This is a genomic window from Brachybacterium hainanense, from assembly GCF_042434575.1.
Lineage (GTDB): Bacteria > Actinomycetota > Actinomycetes > Actinomycetales > Dermabacteraceae > Brachybacterium > Brachybacterium hainanense.
Genome location: NZ_JBHLSV010000036.1, coordinates 1 through 25,518, shown reverse-complemented (window position 1 = coordinate 25,518; position 25,518 = coordinate 1). Strand labels below are relative to the sequence as shown.

The window sequence follows — 25,518 nt, the reverse complement described above, 5'->3', positions numbered from 1 at the left end:
AGCTCCGTGCCGCCGCCGGGGGTCTCACCGGATCTGCACGTCTCCTCCTTCCTCCGGGCCCCACGAGGCAGGCACGGAGGACCATGGGAGGCCCATGCCGCGTGAGGAGAGCAGATGAGCACATCGGATGCGAGCAGCGGACCGGAGGCGGTGCGCAGCCGGCCCGAGCCGATCGCCGAGGCGCCGCCCGGCCCGATGCCGGACGGATTCGCCGAGGCCCTGGCGCGCCTGCGCGAGGAGCTGTCCCCGGACGAGCTGCACCTGCCCGGCGCTCCCGCCGCGGCTCCGTACGCGGGCGACGTCCGCTCCCGCGCCGCGACCGGCACCGTCTTCGCGGTCGCCGCGCCCCGCACCGTCCCCGCCGTCCAGACCGTGCTGCGCATCGCCCACGCGCACCGCGTGAGCGTGATCCCCCGCGGTGCGGGGACCGGGCTGTCCGGCGGAGCCGTCCCCGACCACGGGTCGATCGTCCTCACCCTCGAGCACCTGGACCGTATCCGCGAGATCGACGTGCTCGACGAGGTCGCGGTCGTCGAGGCCGGCGTGATCACCGGCGACCTCGACGCGCACCTGATGCCGCTCGGCTTCTTCTACGCGCCCGATCCGGCCTCGGCCGCGATCTCCAGCATCGGCGGGAACATCGCCACCAACGCGGGCGGGCTGCACTGCGCGAAGTACGGCGTGACCCGCGAATCGGTGCTGGGGCTCGAGGTCGTCCTCGCCGACGGGACGCTGCTGTGCACGGGGCACCGATCGATCAAGGGGGTCACGGGGCTGGACCTCACCCAGCTGATCATCGGCTCCGAGGGGACGCTCGCCGTCGTCGTCGCGGCGACGCTCCGGATCCGGCCGAGGCCGCCCGCCCGCCGCACCGTCCTCGCGCGGTTCCCGGACGCCGCCGCGGCGGGCCGCGGCGTGAACGCCATCTCCCGCAGTCCCGTCCGTCCCGCCGCGACCGAGCTCATGACCGCCCCCACCCTGCGCGTCGTCGACGCCGCGCACGGCTCCGAGCTCGCGCGCGGTGACAGCGCCGTGCTGCTGCTCGAGCTGGACGGCTACGGGGTCCCGGAGCAGACCGCGGACCTGGTCGCCGTCCTGGAGGCCGAGGGGGCGCACGTCCACCGGCCCGACGACGCGGAGGCGGAGATGCTGTGGGCGCTGCGCCGCGCCGGCCGCGGACGCGGGGAGGGGACCTGGCGGATCGGCGAGGACGTCGCCGTGCCCGCCTCCCGGCTCGCCGAGATGCTCGAGCAGGTCGAGGAGATCGGCCGCGGCCGGGGCGTCGAGGCGACCGTCCTCGCCCACGCCGGCGACGGAAACCTCCATCCCGCCTTCGCGCTGCCGATCCCTGACGGGGCGGACCCGGATCGCGTCCCGCAGGTGCTGCACGAGGCGGCCGATGATCTGATCCGGGCGGCCCTCGCCCTCGGCGGCACCATCAGCGGCGAGCACGGCATCGGCCGCGCGAAGCTGACCTGGCTCGACCTCGAGCTGCCGCCCGCATCCCGGCAGCCGCAGTCCCGGATCAAGGCGGCGTTCGACCCGTGCGGCATCCTCAACCCCGGGAAGGCGATCTGAGGGGGCGGGCGTGGACGGCCCGCGACCGTCCCCCACCCCCGGACTACCCTGCCGGTATGCGTTACGGATTCCTCGGTCCCGAGACCACCTTCACCCACCAGGCCCTGCTGCAGGCGCTCGCCCAGCAGACGGCCGGGGAGCCTGCGGGATCCGAGGAGGCGGTGCTCGTCCCCTTCACGAGCGTCGCCACCGCCGCGACCGATCTGCTGGCCGGGGACCTGGACGCGCTCATGGCGCCGATCGAGAACTCCGTCGAGGGCGGCGTCTCCGGCACCCTCGACGTGCTCGCCGCCACGAGCGACATCACCATCGTGGCCGAGGAGATCGTCCCCATCACCTTCGTCCTCGCCGCCCGGGAGCCGATGCAGCTCGACGAGGTCGACCAGGTCGCCTCCCACACCCACGCCCAGGCGCAGGTCCAGGGCTGGCTGCGCGCGAACGTCCCCGGGGCCGCCGTCGTCCCCGCCTCCTCGACCGCGGCCGCCGCCAAGCAGCTCGTGACCGTCCCGCAGGAGGAGACCCTGGGCCGTGCCGCGATCTGCTCCCCGCTCGCCGCGGAGCACTTCGGCCTCGAGATCCTCGCGCGGGGGATCGAGGACACCCCCGGTGCACAGACCCGCTTCGTCCTGGTCACCCGCGACGGCCGGATCCCCGCGCGCACCGGTGCCGACAAGACGACCCTCGTCATCCAGCTGCCGCACGACCGCTCCGGCGCCCTGCTCGAGGCGCTGCACCAGTTCCAGACCAACGGCGTGAACCTCTCGCGCATCGAGTCCCGCCCCACGGGCGATGCGCTGGGCCGCTACAGCTTCTCGATCGACATCGAGGGCCATCTCGCCGACCGTCGCGTCGGCGATGCGCTGCGCGGCCTGCGCCGCGTCTGCCCGATCGTCCACTACCTGGGCTCCTACCCGCGGGCCGACGGCCGCCATCCCGCGACCAGCGAGGCCACCGCGGACGCCGCCTACGATGCCGCCCATGAATGGGTGATGGCGCTCTCGCGCCAGATCACGGGCCGCTAGGCAGCGGGGGAGCACCGTCATCAGCCGCACACGAGCATCGGCCCCGCGGCGCTTCGGCGCCCTGAGGGACCCGCAGGCCCGGCCGTACCTGTTCACGGCCGGCCTGTCGATGATGGGCGACAACATCGAGCACGTCATCACCTACTGGGTGCTGTGGGAGACCTTCCACTCCCCGGCGCTGGTGGGCTTCCAGGTCATCAGCCACTGGCTGCCCTTCCTGCTGCTGTCAGTGTGGTTCGGCGGCCTCGCCGAACGCTTCGACTGCCGCAGGATCATCACGATCGCGCAGGCGCTGTTCGCGGCTGTGTCCCTGACCTGGGGGATCCTCTTCCTCACGGGGACGCTGGACATGTGGGAGGCCTGCATCCTGCTGGTCCTGCACGGCTGCGCCGGCGCGCTCTGGGGCCCGGCCGAGCAGCTCATGATCCACGACTTCGCTCCGCCGGAGGAGCTGCCGAGCGCGGTGCGGCTGAACGCGACCTTCCGCAGCCTCGGCGTGCTCGCCGGGCCCGTCGTCGGCTCCGCGCTGCTGTACGGGCTGGGCCCGGCCTGGGGCATCCTCGCCAACGTCCTGGCCTATGCGCCGATGACGCTGCTCATGCTGCGCACCCCCTTCACGGGGCATCTGCGCAGCGGCTTCCGGCGCAGCACCCGTGTGACCCTCCGCGAGACCGGTCAGGTGCTGCGCGGCGTCGCGGGCGACCGCGTGCTCATCGGCATGATCGTCCTGACGGGGCTCATCGCCGTGTGCGTCGGCTCGAGCCTGCAGGTGTCGATGCCCTCCTTCGCCGATGCGCTCGGCGCGGACGAGGGCGGCTTCGGATACGGCGCCCTGCTGTTCGCGAGCGGGATCGGCGGTGTGGTGGGCGGCTTCCTGCTCGAGGCGACCGGCCTGATCCGTCCCACCCTGCGGGCGGCGGTCCTCGCGACCGTGCTGTTCGGCCTGACCACGGTGATCGTCGCGACCACCTCGAGCTTCCCGCTGGCGCTGCTCGCCCTCGTCGTGGGCGGGGTCGCGAACCTCGCGAGCGCGACGATCGGCCAGGCGGTCGTGCAGCTGCGGGCCCCGGTCGAGCAGCGCGGTCAGGTGATCGGCGTGTACGGCATGTTCGGCAGCGGCATGCGCACCGGCAACGGGCTGACCCTGGCGGTGCTCGGCAGCCTCGTCGGCGTCACGGGCGCGGTCCTCGCGGGCGGGGTCGCGCTCGCCCTCGGGGCGCTGCTCGTGGGTGCGGCGACCCTCCTCGGCGGACGACGGATCAGCGGTCGCCGGCGCGGATGATGAGCGCGGCCGGTTCGACGGCCGCGATGAGGTGCGTGGCCGGGGCCTCGGTGTCGCCGTCCAGCTGCACCGGCATCGGCTTGGAGGAGGCGACCGTGACCGAGCGGGTCAGGAAGCGCTGCATGGTCGACAGCCGCGGCCCGGCGGACAGGCGCGGGTTCACGACCTGCGTGAGGATCTGCCCGAAGCCTGCGGCGCCGCGCCAGCCCAGCGCGAGGATCTCCAGGTGCCCGTTGTCGATCGTCGCATCGGGCATGAGGGTGATGCCGCCGGGCAGCTTGCCGACGTTGCCGATCAGCACGGTGCGGGCCTGCAGGATCTGCTCGGTGCCGCCCGGCAGCGAGACCACCACCTCGTGGGAGCGGCCCGCGAGCTTCCCGAGCCCGGCGAGGACGTAGGCCGGCCAGCCGAAGCGACGCTTGAGCTTCACATCGGTCGCGCCGACGATCTCCGCATCGGCCCCGTACCCGGAGATGACGAGGAAGATCCGCTTCGGGGCGCGCTCGGCGGCCTGCACGGACATGCCGGACTGCAGCCAGCCGACATCGATCCGGTGGTCGATCCCGGTGATGGCGTGCTCGACGGCGGCCTGCACGTTCTCGAGGGGCACGTCGAGATTGCGCGCGAGCAGGTTCCCGGTGCCGCCGGGGATGATGCCCATGCGCACGGGCCCGCCGGCCAGGGCGGAGGCGACCTCCCGCACGGTCCCGTCCCCGCCCGCGGCGAGCACGAGGTCCGCCCCGTCGCGCACCGCCTGGGTCGCCTGCCCGTGCCCGGCGTCGTCCCGGGTCGTCTCGTAGAAGGACAGCTGGATGGAGCCGATGCTGCGGCGCATGGCCTGCTCGACCTCGGCGCGGAAGCGCTCCGGCTGCGGATACTTCACGGGGTTCATGACCACCGCGAGGTGATGGATCGGCGCGGCCCGGTCGTAGGAGACCGGTTCCTGCTCCCCGTCGGCCTCGAGAGCCCGTGCGGCCCGGGACGCCTGGGCGACCTCCTGCGTGAGCAGGCGCTCGCTGTGCAGCCGGGCGCGCAGCTGGGCGAGCTCGCGGCGGGTGGCCTCCTGCCTGCGCAGCAGCACGGCCAGCATGACCACGACGAGCAGTCCGATGAGCAGCGAGGCGAGGATGAGCACTCCGGACAGGTCCATGATCGAAGAGTAGCCGGGTCCCCGGTAGTCTGGGGAGATGATCGATCTGCGTCTCCTGCGCGAGAATCCCGATGCCGTCCGCGATGCCCAGAAGGCCCGCCGCCGCGACCCCTCCACGGTCGACGCGGTCCTCGCCGCGGACTCCCGCTGGCGGGAGGCGACCACGGCCTTCGAGTCCGCGCGCGCGCAGCAGAAGGCCTTCGGGAAGCAGGTCGCGCAGGCGAAGGGGGAGGAGAAGCAGGCGCTGCTGGCGGAGGTCAAGCAGCTCGCCGCCGACGTGAAGCGCCTCGAGGCGGAGACCGCGCAGGCCGCCGCGGAGCGGGAGGCCGCGCTGCGCGTCATCCCGAACCTCGCGGAGGGAGCCCCTGAGGGTCTCGAGGAGGACTTCGTGGTGCGCGAGCACGTGGGCGAGGTGCCGAGCTTCGACTTCCCCGTGAAGGACCATCTGGAGATCGCCGAGGGCCTCCGGGCCATCGACATGGCCCGCGGCGCGAAGGTCTCCGGTGCCCGCTTCTACTTCCTCACCGGCGTGGGCGCGCAGCTCGAGCTGGCGATCCTCAACGCCGCGATCGACCAGGCGACAGCCGCCGGGTTCACCCCGATGATCACCCCGACGCTGGTGCTGCCGGAGTCGATGGACGGCACCGGGTACCTGGGCGAGCACGCCGACGAGGTCTACCACCTCGACAAGGACGACGACCTCTACCTCGTGGGCACGAGTGAGGTCGCGCTCGCGAGCTATCACCGGGACGAGATCCTGGACCTGACCGACGGGCCGATCCGCTACGCCGGCTGGAGCGCCTGCTACCGGCGCGAGGCCGGCAGCTACGGCAAGGACACCCGCGGCATCATCCGCGTGCACCAGTTCCACAAGGTGGAGATGTTCTCCTACTGCCGCATCGAGGACTCCTATGCGGAGCACGAGCGCCTGCTGGACTGGGAGCGGGAGATGATGGCGCGGATCGACGTGCCCTACCGCATCATCGACACCGCCGCCGGGGACCTCGGCACCTCCGCGGCCCGCAAGTTCGACTGCGAGGCATGGTTCCCCAGCCAGCAGACGTACCGCGAGCTCACCTCGACGTCGAACACGACCCAGTTCCAGGCGCGGCGGCTGAACATCCGCGAGCGGCACGTCGACGGTCTGCGTCCGGTCGCGACGCTGAACGGCACGCTCGGCACGACCCGCTTCCTCGTCGCGATCCTCGAGAATCACCAGCAGGCCGACGGCTCCGTCGTCGTGCCCGAGGGCCTGCGCCCGTACCTCGGCGGCCGCGCGGTCCTCGAGCCGGTCCGCTGACATGGCCTCCGGCAGCGGGCTGCGCAGGGCCGTGCGCCGTGCGGCGGGGCGGGTCCTCGTCGCCCTGCGTGCGCCGCGCGGACACCGGAGGGACACCTCGGGGCCGGGCAGGCGTGGCAGGGTGAGCGGCATGGAGACCACCGCGCTGAGCACCGCCCCCGCAGGCCCCGAGATCGCGGAGATCGAGGCCGCCCTCGCCGCGGCCCTCGCCCCGCTGCAGGAGGAGACGGCCCTCGTGGGCCTCGACGTCGACGGCACCCTCGTCGACCATGACGGGATCATGTCCCCCCTCGTGCACGAGGTGCTGCAGGAGTCCGCGCGACGCCACCACGTCGTGATCGCGACGGGCCGTTCGCTGGGGGCGACCCTCCCCGTGGTCCGCGCCGCCGGGGTCGAGCGCGGCTACGCGGTCTGCTCCAACGGCGCCGTCACCCTCGAGCTCGACCCTTCCGAGGAGGACGGCTACCGCGTGCTCGACGTGCGGACCTTCCGCCCCGGATCCGCGCTGCGCGCCCTGCGCGAGGTCGCCCCCGGCGCCCATTACGCCGTGGAGATGGCCGATGGCCGCTTCCGTGCGACCCCTGGCTTCCAGGACTCGAGCTTCGGCGTCGAGGCGGAGGAGACCGAGCTGGAGGACCTCCTCCGGCTCGAGGCGGTGCGCGTGGTCGTCCACGTCCCCGACCTCACTCCGGAGGAGTTCGGCCGGGTCATCGCCGAGTCGGGCGTGCACGGCGTCGAGTACGCGATCGGCTGGACGGCCTGGCTGGACATGGCGGCCCCGGGCGTGTCCAAGGCGAGCGCCCTCGAGCTGGTCCGGGAGCGCCTGGACGTCGAGGCGCGGCGCACGGTCGCCGTGGGCGACGGCTGGAACGACACGGAGATGCTCGCCTGGGCAGGCGTGGGGGTGGCGATGGGGCAGGCGCAGGCCGGCGTCGTGGAGACCGCAGACCTGCGCACGGCCGACGTGGGCCGCGACGGCGCCGCGCTCGTGCTGCGGGCGCTGCTGCCCTCCTGAGCTCTCATGAGCCGCTGAACACCGGATCAGCGGCGCACGTCCAGGAGCACCTTGCCCAGATGTCCGCCCTCGCGCAGCAGGGCGTGCGCCAGGGCGCCCTCCTCGAGAGGGAAGCGGGCATGGATCGGGATGCGCAGGCGGCCGGTCTCGAGCAGCGGCCACACGAGCTCGTGGGTGCGGGCGAGGATCTCCTGCTTCTGCGGGACGGGCCGCGCGCGCAGCGTCGTGCCGATGACCCGGGCCCGTTTCGCCATGAGCAGGCCGATGGGCAGCTCGCCCGTGCCGCCGCCGAGCGTCCCGATGATCACCAGCCGCCCGTCCGTCCGCAGCATCCGCACGTTGTCGGCGAGGGCGTCGGCACCGATCACGTCGAGGATCACATCGGCCCCGCCCGCCTCGCGGACCGCCGCCACCAGGTCCGTGGTGCGGCGGTTCCAGGCCTCCGCTGCGCCGAGCTCGCGCAGGTGCGCCGCCCCCGCATCGGAGCCGGCGGTGCTCAGGACGCGGGCGCCGAGCGCCCGGGCGATCTGGATCGCGGCGGTGCCGATCCCGCCCGTGCCGCCGTGGACGAGGACCGTCTGCCCCGCCCGCAGCCCCGCCTCGATCACGAGATTGGACACGACCGTGGCGGTGACCTCGATGATCCCCGCGGCGTCGGCGACAGCGATCCCCGCGGGCACGGGAAGCAGCTGCTCCTCGGGCACGGCCACGGCCTCCGCGTAGCCGCCGCCGGCCAGCAGGGCGAGGACCTCCTCGCCGGTGTCGCGGCGGCGGCCGGAGACCTCGAGTCCCGGGATCGCTGAGGCGCCCGGCGGCGGCGGGTACTGCCCGGCGACCTGGGCGAGGTCGGCCCGGTTCACTCCGGCGGCGCACACATCCACGAGGACCTCGCCGGGGCCCGGGAGGGGTTCGGCGAGATCGTCGAGCCGGAGCTGGTGCGGGGCGGGATTCGTGAGCGCGCGCATGGATCCACCGTAGCGCCGCGGGCCTCCCGCCGAGGCGGCGGGAGGGCGTTCAGACGCGGGCGCTCGACTCCTCGAGCACCCCCTGCTCCTGCGGGGACGCGGTGGAGGAGGCATCGCTCTGCGCGCCGGTCCCGCGCTCCGCGGTCGAGGACCGGAAGGACGAGGAGGCGAGGGTGACGGGCCCGCGACGGAACTCGTAGGTCGTCCCGCCGATCTGCACGCTCCGCAGGGCGTAGGCGGTGACGCTCACGCAGGAGCGGGTGCTGAAGGTCGTGGTGAAATGCGGCTGCCCCATGGCCACCTGACGCCGGTTCACGGCGTCGTAGGTCCAGTCCCCGGTGTAGCGGGTCGTGTAGGCGAGGTAGCCGCTGATCGCGGGGGCCGCGGCATCGACCTCGGGGACGCTCCAGCCGGAGCTCCCGGTCGCCGCGCTCCACCGGAGGGTGCCGAGCGATGCCGGGAAGTAGACGGTGATCCTCGCGTTCGTGGGCCGCTGCGAGGAGGACGCCGGCTCCGCCCAGAGCCCGCGTGCGGGGTAGGTGCCGCGGCCGTCGATCTCGAGGGTCTGGCTCCTGAAGCCGCAGCTCGAGCGGACCTGCACCCAGCCGTTGAGCCCGGGGGCGGAGGTCGTGGAGGCGGCGAGCGCCGGGGCGGCGATCGAGACGGCAGCCGTCGGTGCGGCCCAGAGGGCGCCTGTGACGAGGGCTCGGCGGGTCAGGCGGGGAGAGGGGTTCACGGATCTGGCCTTCCGGAGGAGTCGTCCCCGGCACGTCGGGGTCGCGCTCGGGAGCCGTGGCGGCAGGACCCACCATAAGTGGACAACAGTCAGAAAATGCACACCTGTCAAGAATGTGGTGCAGAACTCGACGTCGCTCCACCGCCCCGAGGGACCGCGACGGGAGGCCGGACCGCCGGACCGCTGTGTCGCGGTAGGCTTGTCCGCGGCGTTCCCGGAGGTCCTCGCGCTCAGCTCCTTCCAGACCCGTCCTCGGTCGGGGTGGACGGGGCGGGCTGCACGGACCGGCAGGGGAGCACCGAGGAGGGTTGACAGAGCGGCCGAATGTGGTGGTCTTGAAAACCACTGTGCGGCACCCCCGTACCGCGGGTTCGAATCCCGCACCCTCCGCGTGCGATGTCCCGGGGCGTCGTCCGCAGACGCCAGGGATGCATCGTTCCCGGTCGGGCGGCCCCGGTGACGTGTCGCCGGGGCCGCTCAGGGCCCCTGGGGCCCGAGGTCGGCGCGGGCGAGGGTCTGCTCGACCTTGCGGGCCAGCAGCACGAGGCACTGCTCGTCGTGGCCGCGCAGGTGCTCCAGGGCGGCGAGCGCCGTGATCGCGACGTCCAGCAGCTCGTCCTCGACATCGGCCCGCGCGTGGGTGATGCCCTTGCGCGGGTTCTGCCCGGTCATCCCGATGAAGGCGGCGATCGCCTCCCCGGCCTCCTCGGTGATCTTCCCGATCCGCGACCAGGTCTGCGCCTCGGGATCGCGGTGGGTGTTCGCGCCGTCGATCCAGGCGCTGAGCGCGGCGATGCCGTGCGCGGTGGGATCCGTCATGAGGCCGAGCGTACCGACTCCGGCATCACGTCCCTCGGCGTCCCTGCGCCCGGAGCGCGACGATCAGCCGTGGAACTGCGCGGGGTGGGGGCCGGTGCGGCCGTCGCGGTCCAGCGCGTCGATGGCGGCGAGCTCTTCCTGGGTCAGCGAGAACCCGGTGACCTCCAGGTTCGCGGCGATCCGTGAGGGTGTGACCGACTTGGGGATGACGATCCGGCCCTGCTGCAGGTGCCAGCGCAGCACCACCTGGGCGGGTGTGACCCCGTGTGCCCCCGCGATCGCGCCGATCGCGGGATCGTCGAGCGCGGCGCCCTGGCCCAGCGGGCTCCACGCCTCGGTCGCGATGTCGCGGCGCGTGTTCGCGGCGACGGTCTCGCGGTTCTGCAGCGCCGGGTGCAGCTCGACCTGGTTCACCGTCGGGATGCTCCCGCCGAGGGCGGCCACGCGCTCCAGATGCTCCGGCAGGAAGTTGGAGACCCCGATCGAGCGGGCGAGACCTGCCGCGCGGATCTCCTCCATGCCCTGCCAGGCCTCGAGGTACGCGTCGGTCGCCGGGGCCGGCCAGTGGATCAGGTACAGGTCCACGAACTCCAGGCCCAGCAGTCCGAGGCTCTTCTCCAGCGCCGGCCGCACCCCCTCGCGGGAGAGCCCGTCCAACCACAGCTTGGTCGTGACGAACACATCCTCGCGGGGGAGGCCCGCGGCGGCGAGCGCTCGGCCCACGCCCGCCTCGTTGCCGTAGATCGCGGCGGTGTCCACGCTGCGGTATCCGGTCTCCAGGGCGGTCTCGACGGCGGCCCGGGCGCCGTCGTCGGGGACCTGGAAGACCCCGAAGCCGAGCTGCGGCATGACGGTGCCGTCGTGCAGGGTGATGGAGGGGAGGGGGGTGGACGGAGTGCTCATGCGTGGGCTCCTTCGAAAGGTGCGGGGGCGGGGGAGAGGGGGCGGGCCAGCTCGCCGCCGCGGACGCGGGCGGCGATGGTCAGGACCACGAGGCCTGCGAGGGTGACGGCGGCGCCCACCCACAGCGGGGAGGTGTAGCCGGCACCCGCGGCGAGCGCGAGGCCGGAGGCCCAGGCGCCGAGGGCGTTGCCGATGTTGAAGGCGGCGATGTTCGCCCCGGAGGCGAGGGTGGGAGCGGCGGAGGCGAAGGTCATGATGCGCATCTGCAGCCCGGGCACAGTGGCGAAGCCGAAGCCGCCCATGAGGGCGAGGGAGGCGATCGTGGCGACCTGGCTGGTCGCGGTCAGCGCGAACACGACGAGGATGATGGCGAGCGCCGTGATGATGACCGTGAGGCTGCGGATGAGGTTCCGATCTGCCGCCCGCCCGCCGGCGAGGTTCCCGACGAACAGGCCGGCGCCGAAGACGATCAGCAGCCACGGCACGGACGTGCTGGCGAAGCCCGAGACCTCGGTGAGGGTGAAGGCGATGTAGGTGAAGGCGCCGAACATGCCGCCGTAGCCGAGGATCGTCACGGCCATGGACAGCCATACCTGGCCGGAGCGGAACAGCGCGAGCTCCTGCAGGACGGAGCCGCCGGAGGCCGCGGAGGTGCGGGGGACCAGCACGGCGATCGCCGTGAAGGCCACGAGGCCGATCGCGGTGATGACCCAGAAGGTCGCGCGCCAGCCGTGAGCCTGGCCGATGAAGGTGCCCATCGGCACCCCGGCGACGTTCGCGACGGTCAGGCCCGCGAACATGATCGAGATCGCGCCGGCGCGGCGCTCCGGGCGCACGAGGTCGGCAGCGACGACCGCGCCGATCCCGAAGAAGGCGCCGTGGCACAGGGCGGCGATGATCCGGCCGGTCATCGCCAGGGCGTAGGTCGGGGCGAGCGCGGTGATCAGGTTTCCGGCGATGAACAGGACGAGAAGGCCCAGCAGCGCGGTGCGGCGCTCCATGCGGCGCAGCGCGATGGTCAGGGCGATGCCGCCGATGGCGACGGACAGGGCGTAGCCGGAGATGAGGTGGCCGGCGGTGGTGTCGGAGACGGCGAGGTCCGCGGCGACCTCGGGCAGCAGGCCCATGATCACGAACTCGGTCAGGCCGATGCCGAAGCCTCCGAGGGCGAGGGCGTAGAGAGCGGCGGGCATGTCTGCCTTCCAGGAGGAGGTATGGATGATGCGTGCGCAACTGTTGCACAAGTAGGTAGTTGCGTGTGCAACAGATAGATGTTTGCACGCGCGCGCTATCGGCGCAAGTCGAGTACGATGTGAGCCATGCCGCCGCGAGCAGGCGGCGGGCCGGAGGCCGGACTCGGCCCCCGAAGAGACCTTGACCTGGAGGACCCGATGAGCGTCTCCGACGATGCGATCGAGGTGCGCGCCCGCGGGTGGCGCACCCTGGTCGCCCTGCACGGCCTGATCGAGAGCCGCCTCGAACGCACCCTGCAGGCCGAGCACGGTCTGTCCGTCGTCGAGTTCACGGTCCTGGACGCCCTCAGCAGACAGGACGGCTGGCACATGCGCATGCAGCAGCTCGCCCGCGCCGCCGCCCTCTCCTCGAGCGCGACCACACGCCTGGTCACCCGGCTCGAGAACCGCGGCCTGCTCACCCGCATCCTCTGCGCGGACGACCGCCGCGGCATCTACACGGAGCTCACCGACGAGGGGGTGCGCCTGCTCGAGGCCGCGCGACCCTGCCATGACCGCGTGCTCGAGGAAGCCCTCGCCGAGGCCGGCTCCGTGCCCGAGCTCGCCGCGCTCGCCGGGGCCCTCCATGGCGCGGCCGCGACGACGGTCTGACCCCGCCGTCTCGCCGCCTGCGCACGGGGCCGCGCCGTCTCCGGGCGGGTGAGCCGACGCCGTGCGCGAGCCGTCATCCGTGGGACCGGGTGGAACCGGGACCGCTCCCGCGCGAGGATGAGCGGGACACCCCGCGCCCGGCATCAGGAGCCCCCATGACGCAGCAGGACACCTTCGAGGTCACGCCCGCCTTCCTCGAGGAGCTGATCGCCCTGCGCCGCGAGCTCCACGCCGATCCCGAGATCGGCCTGGACCTCCCGCGCACGCAGGCCAGGATCCTCGCCGCGATCGAGGACCTCGACCTCGAGATCACCCTGGGCCGGGAGACCACCTCCGTGGTCGGCGTGCTGCGCGGCGGCAGGCCCGGACCGGTCGTGCTGCTGCGCGGGGACATGGACGGTCTCCCCGTCGTCGAAGCGACGGGCCTGCCCTTCGCCTCGACCAACGGCGCCATGCACGCCTGCGGCCACGATCTCCACATGGCGGGCCTGGTCGGGGCCGCCCGGCTGCTCGCCTCCCGTCGCGCGGACCTGCCCGGAAGCGTCGTGCTCATGTTCCAGCCGGGGGAGGAGGGCTACGACGGAGCCGGTGTCATGCTGCGCGAGGGGCTGCTCGACGCGGCCGGGGAGCGGCCCGTCGGCGCCTACGGCGTGCACGTCAGCGCCGATGCCCCCTCCGGCGAGATCTCCACCCGCCCCGGGACCCTCATGGCCGCGTTCTCCGTGCTCGACGTGCGCGTGATCGGCCGCGGCGGGCACGGCTCGCGCCCTCATGAGGCCCTCGACCCGATCCCCGCGACGGCCGAGATGATCACCGCCCTCCAGACCCACGTCACCCGGCGCACGAGCGTCTTCGACCCCGTCGTCGTCACCGTGGGCGAGGTCCACGCCGGCACCGCCCCGAACATCATCCCCGGAGAGGCGATGTTCCGCGCCGGCGTGCGCACCTTCTCGAACCGCGCCACCGAGCAGATGGCGACCCAGCTGCCCGAGCTCGTGGTCGGCATCGGCCGTGCCCACGGACTCCAGGTCGAGGCGACGTTCCGCAACGTCCTGCCCGCCACCGTCAACGACGAGGCGGAGGCGGCCTTCTTCGCGCGGACCGCGACCGAGCTCTTCGGCGCGGAGCGCTTCATCGACCTCGAGAACCCGCGCACCGGCTCCGAGGACTTCTCCCGGGTGATCGCCGCGGTGCCCGGCGCGTACGGATTCGTCGGCGCCGCCGCCGACTTCGACCCGGAGCACATGCCTCCCTCGAACCATTCCCCGCAGGCGACCTTCGACGACTCCGTCCTCGCCGACCAGGCGCTGCTGCTGGCCTCGCTCGCCTGGACCAAGCTCGCGTCCGAGGTCGGGGACGGCGATCCCGTGATCTGACGGCACGGCCAGGGCGCGATAGGGTGCTGGACCGACCCCACCCCCGAACGCTTCCCGGGCGGCCCCGCCGATCGATGTCGCGGCCGCGCAGGGAGCTCCTCCAGGAGGACCTGGTGCATCCCCATCCCCGTCCGCTGCCGCGCTCCGCGCCCCGCCGACGAGCCCTGCTCGTCGCGCTGCTCGCGGGTCTCCTCGGCTCCCTGACCGTGCTCGGCCCGTCCCTGCTGGCTCCCGCCCACGCGGAGCCGAAGGACACCTACGTCATCGCGACCGACACGACCTACGCCCCCTTCGAGTTCACGGACTCGAGCGGAGAGTACGTCGGCATCGACATCGACCTCATGACCGCCATCGCCGAGGACCAGGGCTTCGAGGTCGAGTTCCAGCCGCTCGGCTTCGACGCCGCCGTGCAGGCCGTCTCCTCCGGGCAGGCCGACGGCATCATCGCCGGCATGTCGATCACCGACGAGCGCCAGGAGGTCTTCGACTTCTCCGAGCCCTATTTCACCGGCGGCATCCAGCTGGGGGTCCTCGAGAGCAGCGACGTCCAGTCCTACGAGGACCTCGCCGGCCAGAAGGTCGCCGTGAAGACCGGCACCCAGGGCCAGACCTTCGCCCAGGACCACGCCGAGGAGTACGGCTTCGAGATCAGCTCCTATCAGGAGACCACCGACATGGTCGAGGCCGTGAAGTCCGGCCAGGCGGTCGGCTACTTCGAGGACTACCCCGTCCTCGCCTACGGCATCCAGCAGGGCTCGGGCTTCCGGCTCGTCGGCGAGCCCGAGCTGGGCGGCGACTACGGCATGGCCGTGAAGAAGGGGCAGAACCCCGAGCTCATCCAGATGTTCGACGAGGGGCTCGCGAACCTCAAGGAATCCGGCGAGTACGACGAGATCCTCGACCGGTACATCGGCGATGCGACGGCCGGGGGCGAGCAGGCCCCGCCCAAGGACATCCTCTCGGTGGCGAAGCAGCACTTCCCCGCCCTGGTGAAGGGCCTCTGGCTGACGGTCGTCGCGACCGTCGTCGCCCTCGTGGCCGCCTTCGTCCTCGGCATCCTCTTCGGCTTCGGACGCCTGTCCGGCATCGCCCCGATCCGCTGGGTCTCCCTCGCCTACGTGTACGTGTTCCGCGGGACGCCGATCCTGATCCAGGCGTTCTTCGTGTTCTTCGCCGTCCCGCAGATCCTCGCGACCTGGGGTGTGACCCTCAGCCCCTTCGTCGCCGGCGCGATCACGCTCTCGCTGAACACGGGCGCCTACATGACCGAGATCGTCCGCGGAGGCATCCAGGCCGTCGACCCCGGCCAGGCGGAGGCCTCCCGATCCCTGGGGCTCGGGCACTGGCGCACGATGCGCAAGGTGGTGCTCCCGCAGGCCTTCCGGATCATGATCCCGTCCTTCGTGAACCAGTCGATCATCACGCTCAAGGACACCTCGCTGCTGAGCGTCATCGGCCTCGCGGAGCTCACCTACCAGTCCCGCCAGATCATCGCCTCGACCTATCTCTCCTCGCAGATCCTCATCATCGTGGCGGCCATGTACTTCGTGGTCATCACGGCCCTGACCCTCCTGTCCCACCGCCTCGAGAGGACGTACACGGCATGAGCAAGATCCTCGTCCAGGACCTGCACAAGAGCTTCGGCGAGAACGAGGTGCTGCGAGGCGTCGACCTCGATGTCGCCGAGGGCGAGGTCATCGCGGTCATCGGTCCCTCCGGCTCCGGCAAGTCCACCTTCCTGCGCTGCCTGAACAAGCTCGAGGCGCCCAGCTCCGGGAGCATCGTCGTGGACGGCACCGACCTCGCCGACCCGGGCGTGCGCATCGACGAGGTGCGCCAGCGGATCGGCATGGTCTTCCAGCACTTCAACCTGTTCCCGCACATGAGCGTGCTCGAGAACGTCACCCTCGCCCCGGTCGAGCTCGGGAAGCTGAGCCGGGCGGAGGCGCGCGAGCGCGGCACCGCCCTGCTCGAGCGGGTGGGCCTGGCGGAGAAGGCCGGCGCGAAGCCCGCCTCCCTCTCCGGCGGGCAGAAGCAGCGCGTCGCCATCGCCCGCGCTCTCGCCATGGAGCCCGAGGTCATGCTGTTCGACGAGGCGACCAGCGCCCTGGACCCCGAGATGGTCGGGGAGGTGCTGCAGGTGATCCGCGACCTCGCGGGCGCCGGCATGACCATGGTGCTGGTGACCCACGAGATGGGCTTCGCCCGCGAGGTCTCCCACCGGACGGTCTTCATGGACGGGGGCGTGATCGTCGAGTCCGGGCCTCCCGGGGAGATCTTCGACGCCCCCCGCAGCGAGCGGCTGCAGGACTTCCTCGCGAAGGTGCTCTGAGGCCGTAGCCTGGCCCGGTCGCCTCCTGCCCGGCGACGCCCCTGCTGAATGGAGACCACCCCCGTGACCGCACAGCCCCTCGCCGCCGCCCCCTGGACCGACATCCCGGAGGGCGGGACGGATCTGCGGCTCGTGGTCGCGGACATGGACGGCACGCTCCTGCAGCCCGACGGCGAGGTCCCCGCCTCCTTCTGGCCCCTGCTGGAGCGGATGCAGGAGCGGGGCATCGCCTTCGTCCCGGCGAGCGGCCGTCAGCTCGCGACGCTGCAGGCCGACTTCGGCCCGCGCGGCGTGCGCTCCTTCGTCGCGGAGAACGGCACCGTGGTCCTCCGCGACGAGGAGATCGTCCAGACCACGACGCTGGATCCGCGGGTCGCGCGAGAGGCGATCATCGCCGGGCGGGAAGCGGCTGCGAGACATGACGTGGGCGTCGTCCGCTGCGGCGTCCACGGCGCCTACGTCGAACGCTCCGATGACGCGTTCCTGCGCGTCGCGGGCACCTACTACCACCGCCTGAGCGTCGTGGAGGATCTGCTCGCCGTGCCCGAGGAGGTCATCAAGGTCGCGGTCCATGCGGCCGGCGGTGCCGCGCAGATCGCCGAGGAGGTGTTCGCCCGCGTCGCGAGGACCGAGCAGGTCGTCGTGTCCGGGGCGAACTGGGTCGATGTGATGCCGGCGCTCGCCGACAAGGGGCGCGGCGTCCGCGCCCTGCAGGAGTCGCTCGGCGCGAGCGCCGCGCAGACCGCCGTGTTCGGCGACTACCTCAACGACCTGCCGATGTTCCCGGCCTCCGAGCTGTCCTTCGCGATGGCGGGCGCCCATCCTGAGGTCGCGGCGGCCGCCCGCTACCGCGCCCCGGGCAACGACGAGGCCGGCGTCGTCCAGGTCCTCGAGCGTCTGCTCGGCGACTGACCGGCCCCGCCTGCCCGGTCACGAGGGCCCGGCGAGATGCCGGGCCAGGTGCCTCCCGGTGGGTCCGAGGGCCCTCCCCGCGACCTCGGCGGGGGAGCCCGCGTCGATGATCCTGCCGCCGGAGGAGCCGCCGCCCGGGCCCATGTCGATCACGTGGTCGGCGTTGGCGATCATGTCGAGGTCGTGCTCGATCACCAGGACCGTCGCACCGCCCGCGACCAGCCGGTCCAGGACGCCCAGCAGAGTGCGCACGTCCCGCGGGTGCAGCCCCACGCTCGGCTCGTCGAACACGTAGACCGCATCGGCCTGACGGCGGCCCAGCTGGCCCGCGAGCTTGAGGCGCTGCGCCTCCCCTCCCGACAGCGCCGGCGTGTCCTCGCCGAGGGTGAGATACCCGAGCCCCAGATCGAGGAGCGCCTGCAGCCGGCGGTGCGCTCCAGGGACGTCGGCGACCAGCGGCGCCGCCTCCTCGAGGGTGAGCTCCATGAGCTCGGGCAGGGACACATGCGTCCGGGGGCCTGCGGCCGCATCGGTCGGGACGGGGCGGCGGATCCGCCGGGCGCGCTCCGCATAGCGGCTGCCGCCGCAGTCCGGGCAGTCGATGTCGATGTCCGGCAGGAACTGCACGTCCAGAGAGATCTGTCCCGTGCCCTCGCAGCGGGGGCAGCGCAGGGAGCCCGTGTTGAAGGAGAGGTCTCCGGCGCGCAGCTGCGCGTCCGCCGCATCCGGTGTGCGGGCGAAGGCCCGGCGCAGCTCGTCATGGACGCCGCTGTAGGTCGCGACCGTCGAGCGGATGTTCACCCCGATCGGCGTCGCGTCGATCCGGTGGACGCGGCGCAGCGGGGCTCCGCCCGTCGTCTCGAGCGAGCGCACGTGCGCGGGCAGCTCCGTCCCGGCGATCCGGGCCTCGAGCGCAGGCACGAGCGAGTCGAGCACGAGCGTCGTCTTCCCCGAGCCGGACACGCCGGTGACGGCGGTGAGCCGGCCGCGGGGGACCACGGCCTCGAGCGCGTGCACCGTGTGCAGAGGCGATGTCCCCAGGCGGATCTCGCCCCCGCCGGACGCCCCCGCCCGGACCACGACGGCTTCGCGCCCGTCGAGGAACCCGGCCAGCTGCGAGGCCGGGTCCGCGATGATCGCCGGGATGTCGCCCTGGGCGATGACCTGCCCGCCCCCGCGTCCGGACCCGGGGCCGATCTCGATCAGGTGCTCCGCCTCCCGCAGGACCTGCACGTCATGGTCCACGAGCACGACCGAGTTGCCGTCGGTCAGCAGATCCCCGATCAGGGCGAGCAGCCCGTCGATGTTGTCCGGGTGCAGGCCGATCGAGGGCTCGTCCAGCACGTACAGCACGCCGGTGGTGCGGTTGCGGACCGCCCGTGCCAGCTGCACGCGCTGCAGCTCCCCGGTCGACAGCGAGGCCCCCGCGCGATCCAGGCGGAGATAGCCCAGTCCCAGCTGCAGCAGCCGCTGCGCCATCGCCAGCAGCTGGTCCACGAGGGCGCGGGCCATCGGGTGCATGTCACCGGGCAGGGGATCGATGATCCCGGGGGCCCAGGCCGCGAGCTCCTCGAGCGTCTGAGCGCTCGCCGCCGCGAGGTCGAGATCGCCGATCCACGGAGCTCGTGCGGCCGGGGACAGCCGTGTGCCCGCGCAGTCCGGGCAGGTCCCGACCGCGAGGAAGCGCGAGACCCGGGCCAGGCGCGTCTCGGTGTCCGCGCGGCGCAGCTCCTCGGTGACGGTGAGCCGGGCGTTGCGGAAGGTGAAGTCGAGCTCGTGCACGCCCTTGCTCGAGGTGACGGCGATGTGCTTCTTCTCCTCGGGGCCGGCCAGCACGATCTCCCGCTCCCAGTCCTCGAGCTCGCTCCAGGGGACGTCGGTGCGCACCCCGAACTCGCGGGCGATGTCGGGCTGGACGCGGAAGCCGAACATCTGCCACGGCGCCACCGCCCCGTCGTCGAGGGTGAGGCTCGGATCGGGCACGAGCGCGGCGTCGTCGACCGTGCGGACGACCCCGGTGCCCTCGCAGCGAGGGCAGGCGCCCGCGGAGTTGAAGGCGAGCTCCTCCGCGCCGGGCGGGTGGACGGCCTCGCCGCAGGCGGGGCAGGAGAAGGGCACCTCGGCGGCGACGTCGATCGTCGGCGGCACCCGGTGCCCGTTCGGGCACACGTGCGAGGCCAGACGGGAGAACATCAGCCGCAGCACGTTCAGCAGCTCCGTCGAGGTGCCGAAGGTGGAGCGGACCCCGGGGACGGAGGGTCGCTGGCGCAGGGCGAGGGCCGCGGGCACGTGGATGACGGCGTCGACATCGGCCCGCGGCGCCTGGGACATGCGGCGGCGCGTGTACGTCGAGAGCGCCTCGACGTAGCGGCGCGAGCCCTCCGCGTAGAGCACCCCCATCGCGAGGGAGGACTTCCCGGAGCCGGAAACCCCGGCGATCGCGACGAGACGCTCGAGGGGGATGTCGACGTCGAGGTCGCGCAGGTTGTGGACGCGCGCGCCGCGCACCTCGACGGCCGTGGGACGGGGCAGATCGCGGAAGCTCACGCGCTCAAGGCTAGTGCGCTCCCTCGGAGACGACGCAGAAGGCGTTGCCCTCGGGGTCCTCGAGCACCGTCCAGGAGAAGGAGCCCATGTCGACGGTGTCCTTCTCGACGGCCCCGAGCTCCACCAGGCGCGCCACCTGCTCGGCGCGGTCGCCGCCCGTGCCGTCGAGGTGCAGCCGGTTCTTGCCGGGGGTGGGGTCCTCGACCTGCTGGAAGGCGAGCGGCGGCTCGGTCCCGATCACCACGTAGCCGTCCCCGAGCTCCTCGGTGACGGGGGCGCCGGTCGCCTGCGACCAGAACGCGGCGAGGCGGTGCGGATTGCGGGCGTCGACGGTGACCTGCAGCAGGCGGAACGTCTCGGTCATGGGGTCCTCCGGGGGACGTGGGGTCGGGATCCCGATCCTTCCGGCCCGCCCGCTCGCCCACAACGCCCGCGGGTGCATCAGCGGTCACGGGCTGTCCTCGGATCCGCTTTGTACCCTGCGGGCATGGACGACCCCGATGAGCGCACCGTGCACCTGCGGCTGGGCATCCCGCGCGCCGGCGACCTCGCCCCGCTGCACGCGATCCACGGCGACCCGCGCGTCGGGACGCACGTCCCGGGCCCGCGGTCCACGGATCCCTCGGTGACGCGCTGATGGACGTGCTCTCCGAGGTCTGGGCGCGGATCCTCCCGCAGGCCCCCGACGTCCAGGACGGGCCGTGGTGGGCGTGCGCGGCGCTCGCCGCCGCACTGCTCGCCGTCACGGTGCCGATGGTCTGGACGCGGGTGCGCCCGGCCGTGACGATCGTCCACGAGCTGGGCCATGCGATCGTCGGCATGCTGCTGGGGCGGCGCTTCACCGGCTTCGTGGTGAGCGCGGACATGTCCGGGCACGCGGTCACGGTGGGGCCGCGCCGCGGCTTCGGCCGGGTGGCCTCGACCTGGGCCGGGTATCCGGCGCCCGCCGTGATCGGCGCGCTCCTCGTGCAGCTGGCGTTCTCCGGCTTCGCGGGGCTCGTGCTGCTGGTCGGCGTGCTCGTGCTGCTCGGCAGCCTCCTGTTCGCCCGCAGCCTCCATACCCTGACGGCGGTCGTGCTGGCCGCGGCGCTCGCCGGGGCCGTCTGGTGGTGGGGCGGGCCGATCGGAGCCGCCGGGCTCGTGCTCGGCGGGGGAGTGCTGCTCCTGCTCGGGGCCTGGCGCCATCTCGGCGCGGTCATGTCCGGCGGCCGTCGGCACGACGACCCGCAGCAGCTGGCCGAGCTCACCGGAGCCCCGGCCTGGCTGTGGAACGGCAGCTTCCTGCTGGTCATCGCCGCCTGCACGGGCTGGGGCGCGCTGGTGCTGATGGACGCCCCGCTGCTCTGAGCCGATACCCGCCGATCCGAGCCGGTCCGAGAACACCGCTCGCCCGGGCCCGGCGCTGTTCGCTCCGCAACAGAGTTCCGCCGTGCCTGTTCCCTCCGGGCACGGTGATGCCGTAGTGTCGACGGTGGCGCATGCGCCCTCCGCGACGGAGGGGGACCCGCGAGGTCGCGCCGCAGGACGAAGGATCTGGTACACACCCCCACGCAGCAACAGTCTCGCGCCGTGGAAGCCCTCTCGTCCGCACCACCCCGCCCCAGCCTCCGGATCTCCGTGACGGCGCATCGGGCGCCCCCGAATCTCCCTGACGGCGCCGCCGTCCCGGGACCCCGGACCGCACCGTGCGGTCCTGCAACAGAAGGAAACAGCACTATGGCTTTCGGCACCGTCACCTGGTTCAACTCCGACAAGGGCTACGGCTTCATCGCTCCCGAGGACGGCTCCGCCGATGTGTTCGCGCACTTCAGCGCGATCGTCGGCACCGGCCGTCGCGACCTCCAGGAGAACCAGCGCGTCGAGTTCGACGTGGAGCGCGGCCCCAAGGGTCTGCAGGCCTCCAACATCCGCCCGGCCTGATCCTCGCGATCGGCTGAGCCCGCGCCCGTCCTCCCCGCACCGGGGAGGGCGGGCGCTCGTGCAGGTCAGACGGTTCCGGCGTCGCGCACATCCTGCGCGGCGAGCAGGCGGACCTCCTCGCTCGTGATGTCCGGCAGATCGACGATCCGCATCGCCTGGCTGCTCATCGCCTCCTCGAAGAGGTTCCGGATCATGCGGCCGTTGCCGAAGCTCGGAGGGCGCGGGGTGGGCAGCAGCGAGCGCACGGCCTCCTCGACGCCGTCGCCGAGCACCATCCCGGCCTGCTGCGCGATCAGGGAGAACATCGCGATCAGCTCGTCGTCCGAGTAGTCCTCGAAGGTGATCGTCGTGGGGAAGCGGGACGCGAGCCCGGGGTTGGTGTCCAGGAGCTCCGCCATCCGGTCGCGGTACCCGGCGACGATGACGACCAGGTCGCGCCGATGGTCCTCCATGAGCGCCAGCAGGGTGTCGATCGCCTCCTGCCCGAAGTCGCCGCCCCCGCCCGGGCCGCCCATGAGGGTGTACGCCTCGTCGATGAACAGCACGCCGCCCAGCGCCCGCTGCACCACCTCGGTCGTCTTCGGCGCGGTCTCCCCGACGTAGCGGCCCACCAGGTCGGCGCGCGAGGCCTCGACCAGCTGCCCGTGCTCGAGCACGCCGGCCTGCCGGAAGATCCCCGCGAGGATGCGCGCGACCGTGGTCTTCGCGGTCCCCGGGTTCCCGACGAAGACGAGATGCCGCGAGGGTGCGGCGACCGGGAGCCCTGCGCGGGAACGCAGCTCGGCGGCCTTCAGCTCCGCCTGGAGCCGTCGCACCCTCGCCTTGACCCCCTCCAGGCCGATCAGCCGATCCAGCTCCGCGAGCGCGTCGCGCTCCCCGTCACGAGGCGCCGGGGCGCCGCCGCGGCGCGGGGGGAGGTCCTCGGGCAGGAGGGTGCGGATCTCCTCGTCGCCGGCGACGTCGATGTCGATCCGCACCGCCTGGCGGCTGATCGCGGTCTCGAGGAGGTTGCGCACCCAGCGGGCGTTGCCGAAGTCGTCGGGGCGCGGGGAGGGGATCAGCTCCCGGAACGCCTCGAGCGTCCCCTCTGCCAGGACCATGCCGCGACGGCGGGCGTGCTCGCGCAGGATCTCCTCGAGCTCGCCGTCGGTGAAATCGGGGAAGTCGACGGTGACCGGGAAGCGGGAGGCGAGCCCGCTGTTGGCGCGCAGGAAGTCGCGCATCTCCTTCCGGTAGCCGGCGGCGATGACGATGAAACGGCCGCGCCGGTCCTCCATGAGTTTGAGCAGGGTGGAGATCGCCTCCTTGCCGAAGTCGCGGCCGGAGTCCCCGGGGGCGAGCGCGTAGGCCTCGTCGATGAACAGCACGCCGCCCATCGCCTCGTCGACCTTGGTCCGCACGAGCTGCGCGGTCCCGCCGATGTGCTCGGCGACCAGGTCGTCGCGCGAGACCTCGACGAGCTGCCCGTTCTCGAGCACGCCGAGGTCGCGGCAGATCCGTCCGATCAGGCGCGCGACCGTCGTCTTCGCGGTCCCCGGCCCGCCGAGGAACAGGATGTGGCGGGTCGGGGCCTCCACCACGACGCCGGCCGCGCGGCGGCGCTCCATCGACCGCATCTCCGCGGCCATGGACTCCACCTGCCGCTTGACGGAGTCCAGGCCGATCAGCTGCGACAGCTCCGTGAACGGGTCGTCGTCCTCAGCCTCCGGCGCCGGACCGGGCGGGCCCGCGGGGTCCTCCAGCAGGTCCCGGACCGCGTCGAGGTCGGGCAGCGCGGGGAAGAGCACGTGATCGGGGGACTCGAGGGCGATGGTCTGCACGGCGAAGGCGGCCGCGCTCCATGCGCGCAGGTCCTGCAGCCGCCCCTCCCGGGCCAGTGCGGAGAGCGTGGCCCGGATCGCGGCGTCCACGCCGGCCCGGGTCTCCTCGTGATCGGCCTGCGCGAACCGCTCCCGCGCCCGGGAGCCCAGGCGCCGGTCGACCGCCGCGACGAGGGCCGGGGCGGTGCCGTCCTCCCGGCGGTGCTCGAGCATCGCCCGCAGCACGAGGTCCTCCGCTCCCGGCGCCTCCGGGTGCTCCGGGGCGATGCCCTCGAGCGTCGCGAGCGCCGCGTCGAGGACGGCGTCCAGGCCCCGCAGCTCGGGGAAGGCCTCCGCCTCCTCGTCGGTGACGGCGCCGCGCAGCACGGCGTCGACCTCGTCGAAGCCCTCGGCCTCCAGCAGGCGCGTGCGCAGCGGCTCGGACGAGGACACGCGCCGCAGGAGCCCGCGCACGGCCTCGACGCGGCCCGCGAGCGGTGCCGGCGAGGGCAGCGTGGCGAGCGCGAGATCGAGCGCGGCGGCCCGGCGCACCCGCAGCGCCGGATCCCCTGCCGCGATCTGGTAGGTCACAGGGGCCAGGGCGGTGCTCCACAGGCTCGCGCGCACGCCGTCGGCGCGCTCCTCGGGGGTGCGGAGAAAGCCGCGGGTGAGGTCGAAGGAGAAGTCCGCGGCATCCACCGCCACGTACCCGAGCATCACGTCGAGGGTGTGGACGGCGTTCTGGACCAGCGGCGCCGCGTCCGGGCGCATGCGGGCCAGGGCCGCGAAGGAGAACGCCTCCGGGTGCCGGCTCAGCTGCCACAGGCGTCGGTGCAGCTCCTGGGCCCACCCCTCGGGCGCCTCCCAGGCCTCGCCCACCCCGTAGAGATCGAGAACGGGCCGGAGATCCTGGGCACGGTCCTGCGTCTGCTCGGCGCTCTGCGCGGTCATCGGTACCTCCAGCCGCGGGCCGTGACAGCGGCACCGGCGTCGGATCGGGGGGTCAGGAGACGGACGTCCGCGTGCTCGGGAGTGCCGATGAGCGCGAGCTCGAGGTTCCCGCCCGCCGACGGCATGGGCCCGAGAGCCCGGCGCAGGGAGCCTGCGCGGATCGTGGTCTGGATCGCCGCGCCCCGGGTCTCGGCCTCGATCGCCTGCAGCAGGCCGGTCTCGGTGCGGACCAGGACCCTCCCCGGGACCATCGCGATCGTGAGGTCCGCATCGCCCGGGAGACCGTCGAGACCGGCGGCGAGCTGGTTCCGGGGCAGGCGGGTCTGCGCATGCGCTCTCCCGCGCAGCGCGTCGACGGGCAGGGACGGCGGGGCGGTGCGGGCCAGGCGCTGGCGCCGGGGGCTGTCCGCACCGCCGTCCACGACCAGGGTCGCCGTCCAGTCCTCATCGGCGCCCAGGCGCAGCATCCCGCGCCCCGTGAGGCCCTCGAGGTCCGCGAGCTCGTCGGAGCGGAAGGTCAGGGGAAGGGCGCTGATGCCGGCGGCGGGCTCGGCGCCGAGGACCGCGAAGGCCGCGCCGTCGCCGTGCATGGTGCTCAGCACGAGGACGTCGTCCTGACCGCCCGAGGACCCGGGGGAGAGGACGTCGTGGGAGAGGACCAGGTGCAGCGGCTCCGTCGCACCCTCGGGGCCGGGCCCGGCCACGACGTCGCGCAGCCAGCGGATCGCCGAGCGCAGATGGGGGACCTGCACGGTGCCGAGGTCGAGCACGGCATCGTGGGGGAGGGGCGTCTGCGGGCCGAGGACCAGCTCGCCCCAGCCGGCAGCGGTCCTCAGACGGTGGTCCGCGCCGCTCTCGTCGACGTACCAGTTGCAGATCATGCCTTGCCGCACTCCCAGCAGAACTTCCAGTCCGTCTGGAGCACGGCGCCGCATTCGCCGCATCGGCGGTCGGTCCCCGCGGGCGACGCCGATGCCCCCGAGGGCGAGGCCGGTGCCGTCTCCGGGGCGAGCGCCGGGGCGGGGGAGGGCGCTGGTGCGGCCGGGGCGAGGGCGGCCGGGGCGGCG

General features: G+C 73.1%; 24 protein-coding genes and 1 tRNA gene. 15 read left to right on the top strand and 10 right to left on the bottom strand.

The features are described from left to right. Positions 1-114: 114 nt before the first annotated feature. The 3 genes from ACFFF6_RS18885 to ACFFF6_RS18875 are packed head-to-tail and all read left to right on the top strand — an operon-like array spanning position 115 to position 3,882. Positions 115-1,578 carry an FAD-binding oxidoreductase gene (locus ACFFF6_RS18885; protein ID WP_376983063.1) on the top strand — a complete coding sequence of 488 codons (1,464 nt, stop codon included), beginning with the start codon at positions 115-117 and terminating at the stop codon, positions 1,576-1,578. A 56-nt stretch (positions 1,579-1,634) separates the two neighbouring features. Then, complete coding sequence (gene pheA / locus ACFFF6_RS18880) at positions 1,635-2,600, top strand: prephenate dehydratase (protein ID WP_376983062.1); 966 nt, start codon at positions 1,635-1,637, stop codon at positions 2,598-2,600. Between the two features lie 19 nt (positions 2,601-2,619). Beyond that, positions 2,620-3,882 (top strand): MFS transporter, encoded by a 1,263-nt coding sequence (locus ACFFF6_RS18875; protein ID WP_376983069.1) that lies wholly within the window; start codon positions 2,620-2,622, stop codon positions 3,880-3,882. Here the strand turns inward: ACFFF6_RS18875 and ACFFF6_RS18870 are convergent. Then, the gene (locus tag ACFFF6_RS18870) at positions 3,860-5,032 is read right to left on the bottom strand and encodes a diacylglycerol/lipid kinase family protein (protein ID WP_376983061.1); all 1,173 of its coding nucleotides are present in this window, start codon (positions 5,030-5,032) and stop codon (positions 3,860-3,862) included. The two genes, ACFFF6_RS18875 and ACFFF6_RS18870, sit on opposite strands and share 23 nt — an antisense overlap. Positions 5,033-5,069: 37 nt before the next feature. Between ACFFF6_RS18870 and serS the strand changes: the two genes are divergently transcribed. Together serS and ACFFF6_RS18860 are read left to right on the top strand one after the other, a co-directional pair. Continuing rightward, positions 5,070-6,332: a serine--tRNA ligase gene (serS, locus tag ACFFF6_RS18865; protein WP_376983059.1), complete on the top strand. Its 1,263-nt coding sequence runs from the start codon at positions 5,070-5,072 to the stop codon at positions 6,330-6,332. Between the two features lie 130 nt (positions 6,333-6,462). After that, positions 6,463-7,347: an HAD family hydrolase gene (locus tag ACFFF6_RS18860; RefSeq protein WP_376983058.1), complete on the top strand. Its 885-nt coding sequence runs from the start codon at positions 6,463-6,465 to the stop codon at positions 7,345-7,347. A 26-nt stretch (positions 7,348-7,373) separates the two neighbouring features. On the opposite strand, the gene ACFFF6_RS18855 is transcribed toward ACFFF6_RS18860, so the two are convergent. Together ACFFF6_RS18855 and ACFFF6_RS18850 are read right to left on the bottom strand one after the other, a co-directional pair. Further along, entirely contained in the window at positions 7,374-8,312 is a 939-nt protein-coding gene (locus tag ACFFF6_RS18855; RefSeq protein WP_376983057.1) for a zinc-binding dehydrogenase, read from the bottom strand. A 49-nt stretch (positions 8,313-8,361) separates the two neighbouring features. Next, a complete protein-coding gene (locus ACFFF6_RS18850) occupies positions 8,362-9,048 on the bottom strand; it encodes a hypothetical protein (protein ID WP_376983056.1) in 687 nt (228 codons plus the stop codon). Between the two features lie 302 nt (positions 9,049-9,350). Between ACFFF6_RS18850 and ACFFF6_RS18845 the strand changes: the two genes are divergently transcribed. Next, positions 9,351-9,438 (top strand) — tRNA-Ser (locus ACFFF6_RS18845). Between the two features lie 87 nt (positions 9,439-9,525). Here ACFFF6_RS18845 and ACFFF6_RS18840 read toward each other — a convergent pair. The 3 genes from ACFFF6_RS18840 to ACFFF6_RS18830 all read right to left on the bottom strand — a co-directional run bounded on the left by ACFFF6_RS18840 (position 9,526) and on the right by ACFFF6_RS18830 (position 11,963). After that, positions 9,526-9,867: a MazG-like family protein gene (locus ACFFF6_RS18840; protein ID WP_376983055.1), complete on the bottom strand. Its 342-nt coding sequence runs from the start codon at positions 9,865-9,867 to the stop codon at positions 9,526-9,528. 63 nt (positions 9,868-9,930) lie between these two features. After that, positions 9,931-10,770, bottom strand: a complete 840-nt coding sequence (locus tag ACFFF6_RS18835; RefSeq protein WP_376983054.1) for an aldo/keto reductase — start codon at positions 10,768-10,770, stop codon at positions 9,931-9,933. Further along, on the bottom strand, positions 10,767-11,963 hold the full coding sequence (locus tag ACFFF6_RS18830; RefSeq protein WP_376983053.1) for an MFS transporter: 1,197 nt from the start codon (positions 11,961-11,963) through the stop codon (positions 10,767-10,769). Before ACFFF6_RS18830 ends, ACFFF6_RS18835 begins: the two co-directional genes overlap by 4 nt. A gap of 198 nt (positions 11,964-12,161) precedes the next feature. On the opposite strand from ACFFF6_RS18830, the gene ACFFF6_RS18825 reads away from it, so the two are divergent. The 5 genes from ACFFF6_RS18825 to ACFFF6_RS18805 all read left to right on the top strand — a co-directional run bounded on the left by ACFFF6_RS18825 (position 12,162) and on the right by ACFFF6_RS18805 (position 17,234). After that, complete coding sequence (locus ACFFF6_RS18825; RefSeq protein ID WP_376983052.1) at positions 12,162-12,614, top strand: MarR family winged helix-turn-helix transcriptional regulator; 453 nt, start codon at positions 12,162-12,164, stop codon at positions 12,612-12,614. A 155-nt stretch (positions 12,615-12,769) separates the two neighbouring features. Then, positions 12,770-13,990, top strand: a complete 1,221-nt coding sequence (locus tag ACFFF6_RS18820) for a M20 metallopeptidase family protein (protein WP_376983051.1) — start codon at positions 12,770-12,772, stop codon at positions 13,988-13,990. A gap of 113 nt (positions 13,991-14,103) precedes the next feature. After that, entirely contained in the window at positions 14,104-15,597 is a 1,494-nt protein-coding gene (locus ACFFF6_RS18815) for an amino acid ABC transporter substrate-binding protein/permease (RefSeq protein WP_376983050.1), read from the top strand. Continuing rightward, on the top strand, positions 15,594-16,322 hold the full coding sequence (locus tag ACFFF6_RS18810; RefSeq protein ID WP_376983049.1) for an amino acid ABC transporter ATP-binding protein: 729 nt from the start codon (positions 15,594-15,596) through the stop codon (positions 16,320-16,322). The genes ACFFF6_RS18815 and ACFFF6_RS18810 overlap by 4 nt, the downstream gene beginning before the upstream one ends. A gap of 63 nt (positions 16,323-16,385) precedes the next feature. After that, positions 16,386-17,234: a Cof-type HAD-IIB family hydrolase gene (locus tag ACFFF6_RS18805; protein WP_376983048.1), complete on the top strand. Its 849-nt coding sequence runs from the start codon at positions 16,386-16,388 to the stop codon at positions 17,232-17,234. Between the two features lie 18 nt (positions 17,235-17,252). Here ACFFF6_RS18805 and ACFFF6_RS18800 read toward each other — a convergent pair whose 3' ends face one another. Then, positions 17,253-19,781 (bottom strand): excinuclease ABC subunit UvrA, encoded by a 2,529-nt coding sequence (locus ACFFF6_RS18800; protein ID WP_376983047.1) that lies wholly within the window; start codon positions 19,779-19,781, stop codon positions 17,253-17,255. A 10-nt stretch (positions 19,782-19,791) separates the two neighbouring features. Next, a complete protein-coding gene (locus ACFFF6_RS18795; RefSeq protein ID WP_376983046.1) occupies positions 19,792-20,145 on the bottom strand; it encodes a VOC family protein in 354 nt (117 codons plus the stop codon). Between the two features lie 123 nt (positions 20,146-20,268). Here ACFFF6_RS18795 and ACFFF6_RS18790 point away from each other — a divergent pair, with 123 nt between their 5' ends. From ACFFF6_RS18790 to ACFFF6_RS18780, 3 genes are all read left to right on the top strand, one after another. Next, complete coding sequence (locus ACFFF6_RS18790) at positions 20,269-20,418, top strand: hypothetical protein (protein WP_376983045.1); 150 nt, start codon at positions 20,269-20,271, stop codon at positions 20,416-20,418. Further along, positions 20,418-21,128 (top strand): M50 family metallopeptidase, encoded by a 711-nt coding sequence (locus ACFFF6_RS18785; RefSeq protein ID WP_376983044.1) that lies wholly within the window; start codon positions 20,418-20,420, stop codon positions 21,126-21,128. The genes ACFFF6_RS18790 and ACFFF6_RS18785 overlap by 1 nt, the downstream gene beginning before the upstream one ends. 369 nt (positions 21,129-21,497) lie before the next feature. Next, positions 21,498-21,701: a cold-shock protein gene (locus ACFFF6_RS18780; RefSeq protein WP_376983043.1), complete on the top strand. Its 204-nt coding sequence runs from the start codon at positions 21,498-21,500 to the stop codon at positions 21,699-21,701. A gap of 65 nt (positions 21,702-21,766) precedes the next feature. On the opposite strand, the gene ACFFF6_RS18775 is transcribed toward ACFFF6_RS18780, so the two are convergent. After that, entirely contained in the window at positions 21,767-24,451 is a 2,685-nt protein-coding gene (locus ACFFF6_RS18775) for an AAA family ATPase (RefSeq protein WP_376983042.1), read from the bottom strand. Then, positions 24,448-25,332, bottom strand: a complete 885-nt coding sequence (locus ACFFF6_RS18770; RefSeq protein WP_376983041.1) for a hypothetical protein — start codon at positions 25,330-25,332, stop codon at positions 24,448-24,450. Before ACFFF6_RS18770 ends, ACFFF6_RS18775 begins: the two co-directional genes overlap by 4 nt. Before the next feature lie 3 nt (positions 25,333-25,335). On the opposite strand from ACFFF6_RS18770, the gene ACFFF6_RS18765 reads away from it, so the two are divergent. After that, on the top strand, positions 25,336-25,518 hold a 183-nt coding region (locus ACFFF6_RS18765; protein ID WP_376983040.1), incomplete at its 3' end, for a hypothetical protein.

What these genes read in the sequence shown, in the direction of transcription:
- ACFFF6_RS18860 (WP_376983058.1), top strand. Translation starts at nt 6,463, where the DNA reads ATGGAGACCACCGCGCTGAGCACCGCCCCCGCAGGCCCCGAGATCGCG.
- pheA (WP_376983062.1), top strand. Translation starts at nt 1,635, where the DNA reads ATGCGTTACGGATTCCTCGGTCCCGAGACCACCTTCACCCACCAGGCC.
- serS (WP_376983059.1), top strand. Translation starts at nt 5,070, where the DNA reads ATGATCGATCTGCGTCTCCTGCGCGAGAATCCCGATGCCGTCCGCGAT.
- ACFFF6_RS18855 (WP_376983057.1), bottom strand. Translation starts at nt 8,312, where the DNA reads ATGCGCGCGCTCACGAATCCCGCCCCGCACCAGCTCCGGCTCGACGAT.
- ACFFF6_RS18770 (WP_376983041.1), bottom strand. Translation starts at nt 25,332, where the DNA reads ATGATCTGCAACTGGTACGTCGACGAGAGCGGCGCGGACCACCGTCTG.
- ACFFF6_RS18775 (WP_376983042.1), bottom strand. Translation starts at nt 24,451, where the DNA reads ATGACCGCGCAGAGCGCCGAGCAGACGCAGGACCGTGCCCAGGATCTC.
- ACFFF6_RS18835 (WP_376983054.1), bottom strand. Translation starts at nt 10,770, where the DNA reads ATGAGCACTCCGTCCACCCCCCTCCCCTCCATCACCCTGCACGACGGC.
- ACFFF6_RS18885 (WP_376983063.1), top strand. Translation starts at nt 115, where the DNA reads ATGAGCACATCGGATGCGAGCAGCGGACCGGAGGCGGTGCGCAGCCGG.
- ACFFF6_RS18830 (WP_376983053.1), bottom strand. Translation starts at nt 11,963, where the DNA reads ATGCCCGCCGCTCTCTACGCCCTCGCCCTCGGAGGCTTCGGCATCGGC.
- ACFFF6_RS18820 (WP_376983051.1), top strand. Translation starts at nt 12,770, where the DNA reads ATGACGCAGCAGGACACCTTCGAGGTCACGCCCGCCTTCCTCGAGGAG.
- ACFFF6_RS18870 (WP_376983061.1), bottom strand. Translation starts at nt 5,032, where the DNA reads ATGGACCTGTCCGGAGTGCTCATCCTCGCCTCGCTGCTCATCGGACTG.
- ACFFF6_RS18795 (WP_376983046.1), bottom strand. Translation starts at nt 20,145, where the DNA reads ATGACCGAGACGTTCCGCCTGCTGCAGGTCACCGTCGACGCCCGCAAT.
- ACFFF6_RS18825 (WP_376983052.1), top strand. Translation starts at nt 12,162, where the DNA reads ATGAGCGTCTCCGACGATGCGATCGAGGTGCGCGCCCGCGGGTGGCGC.
- ACFFF6_RS18785 (WP_376983044.1), top strand. Translation starts at nt 20,418, where the DNA reads ATGGACGTGCTCTCCGAGGTCTGGGCGCGGATCCTCCCGCAGGCCCCC.
- ACFFF6_RS18810 (WP_376983049.1), top strand. Translation starts at nt 15,594, where the DNA reads ATGAGCAAGATCCTCGTCCAGGACCTGCACAAGAGCTTCGGCGAGAAC.
- ACFFF6_RS18790 (WP_376983045.1), top strand. Translation starts at nt 20,269, where the DNA reads ATGGACGACCCCGATGAGCGCACCGTGCACCTGCGGCTGGGCATCCCG.
- ACFFF6_RS18780 (WP_376983043.1), top strand. Translation starts at nt 21,498, where the DNA reads ATGGCTTTCGGCACCGTCACCTGGTTCAACTCCGACAAGGGCTACGGC.
- ACFFF6_RS18840 (WP_376983055.1), bottom strand. Translation starts at nt 9,867, where the DNA reads ATGACGGATCCCACCGCGCACGGCATCGCCGCGCTCAGCGCCTGGATC.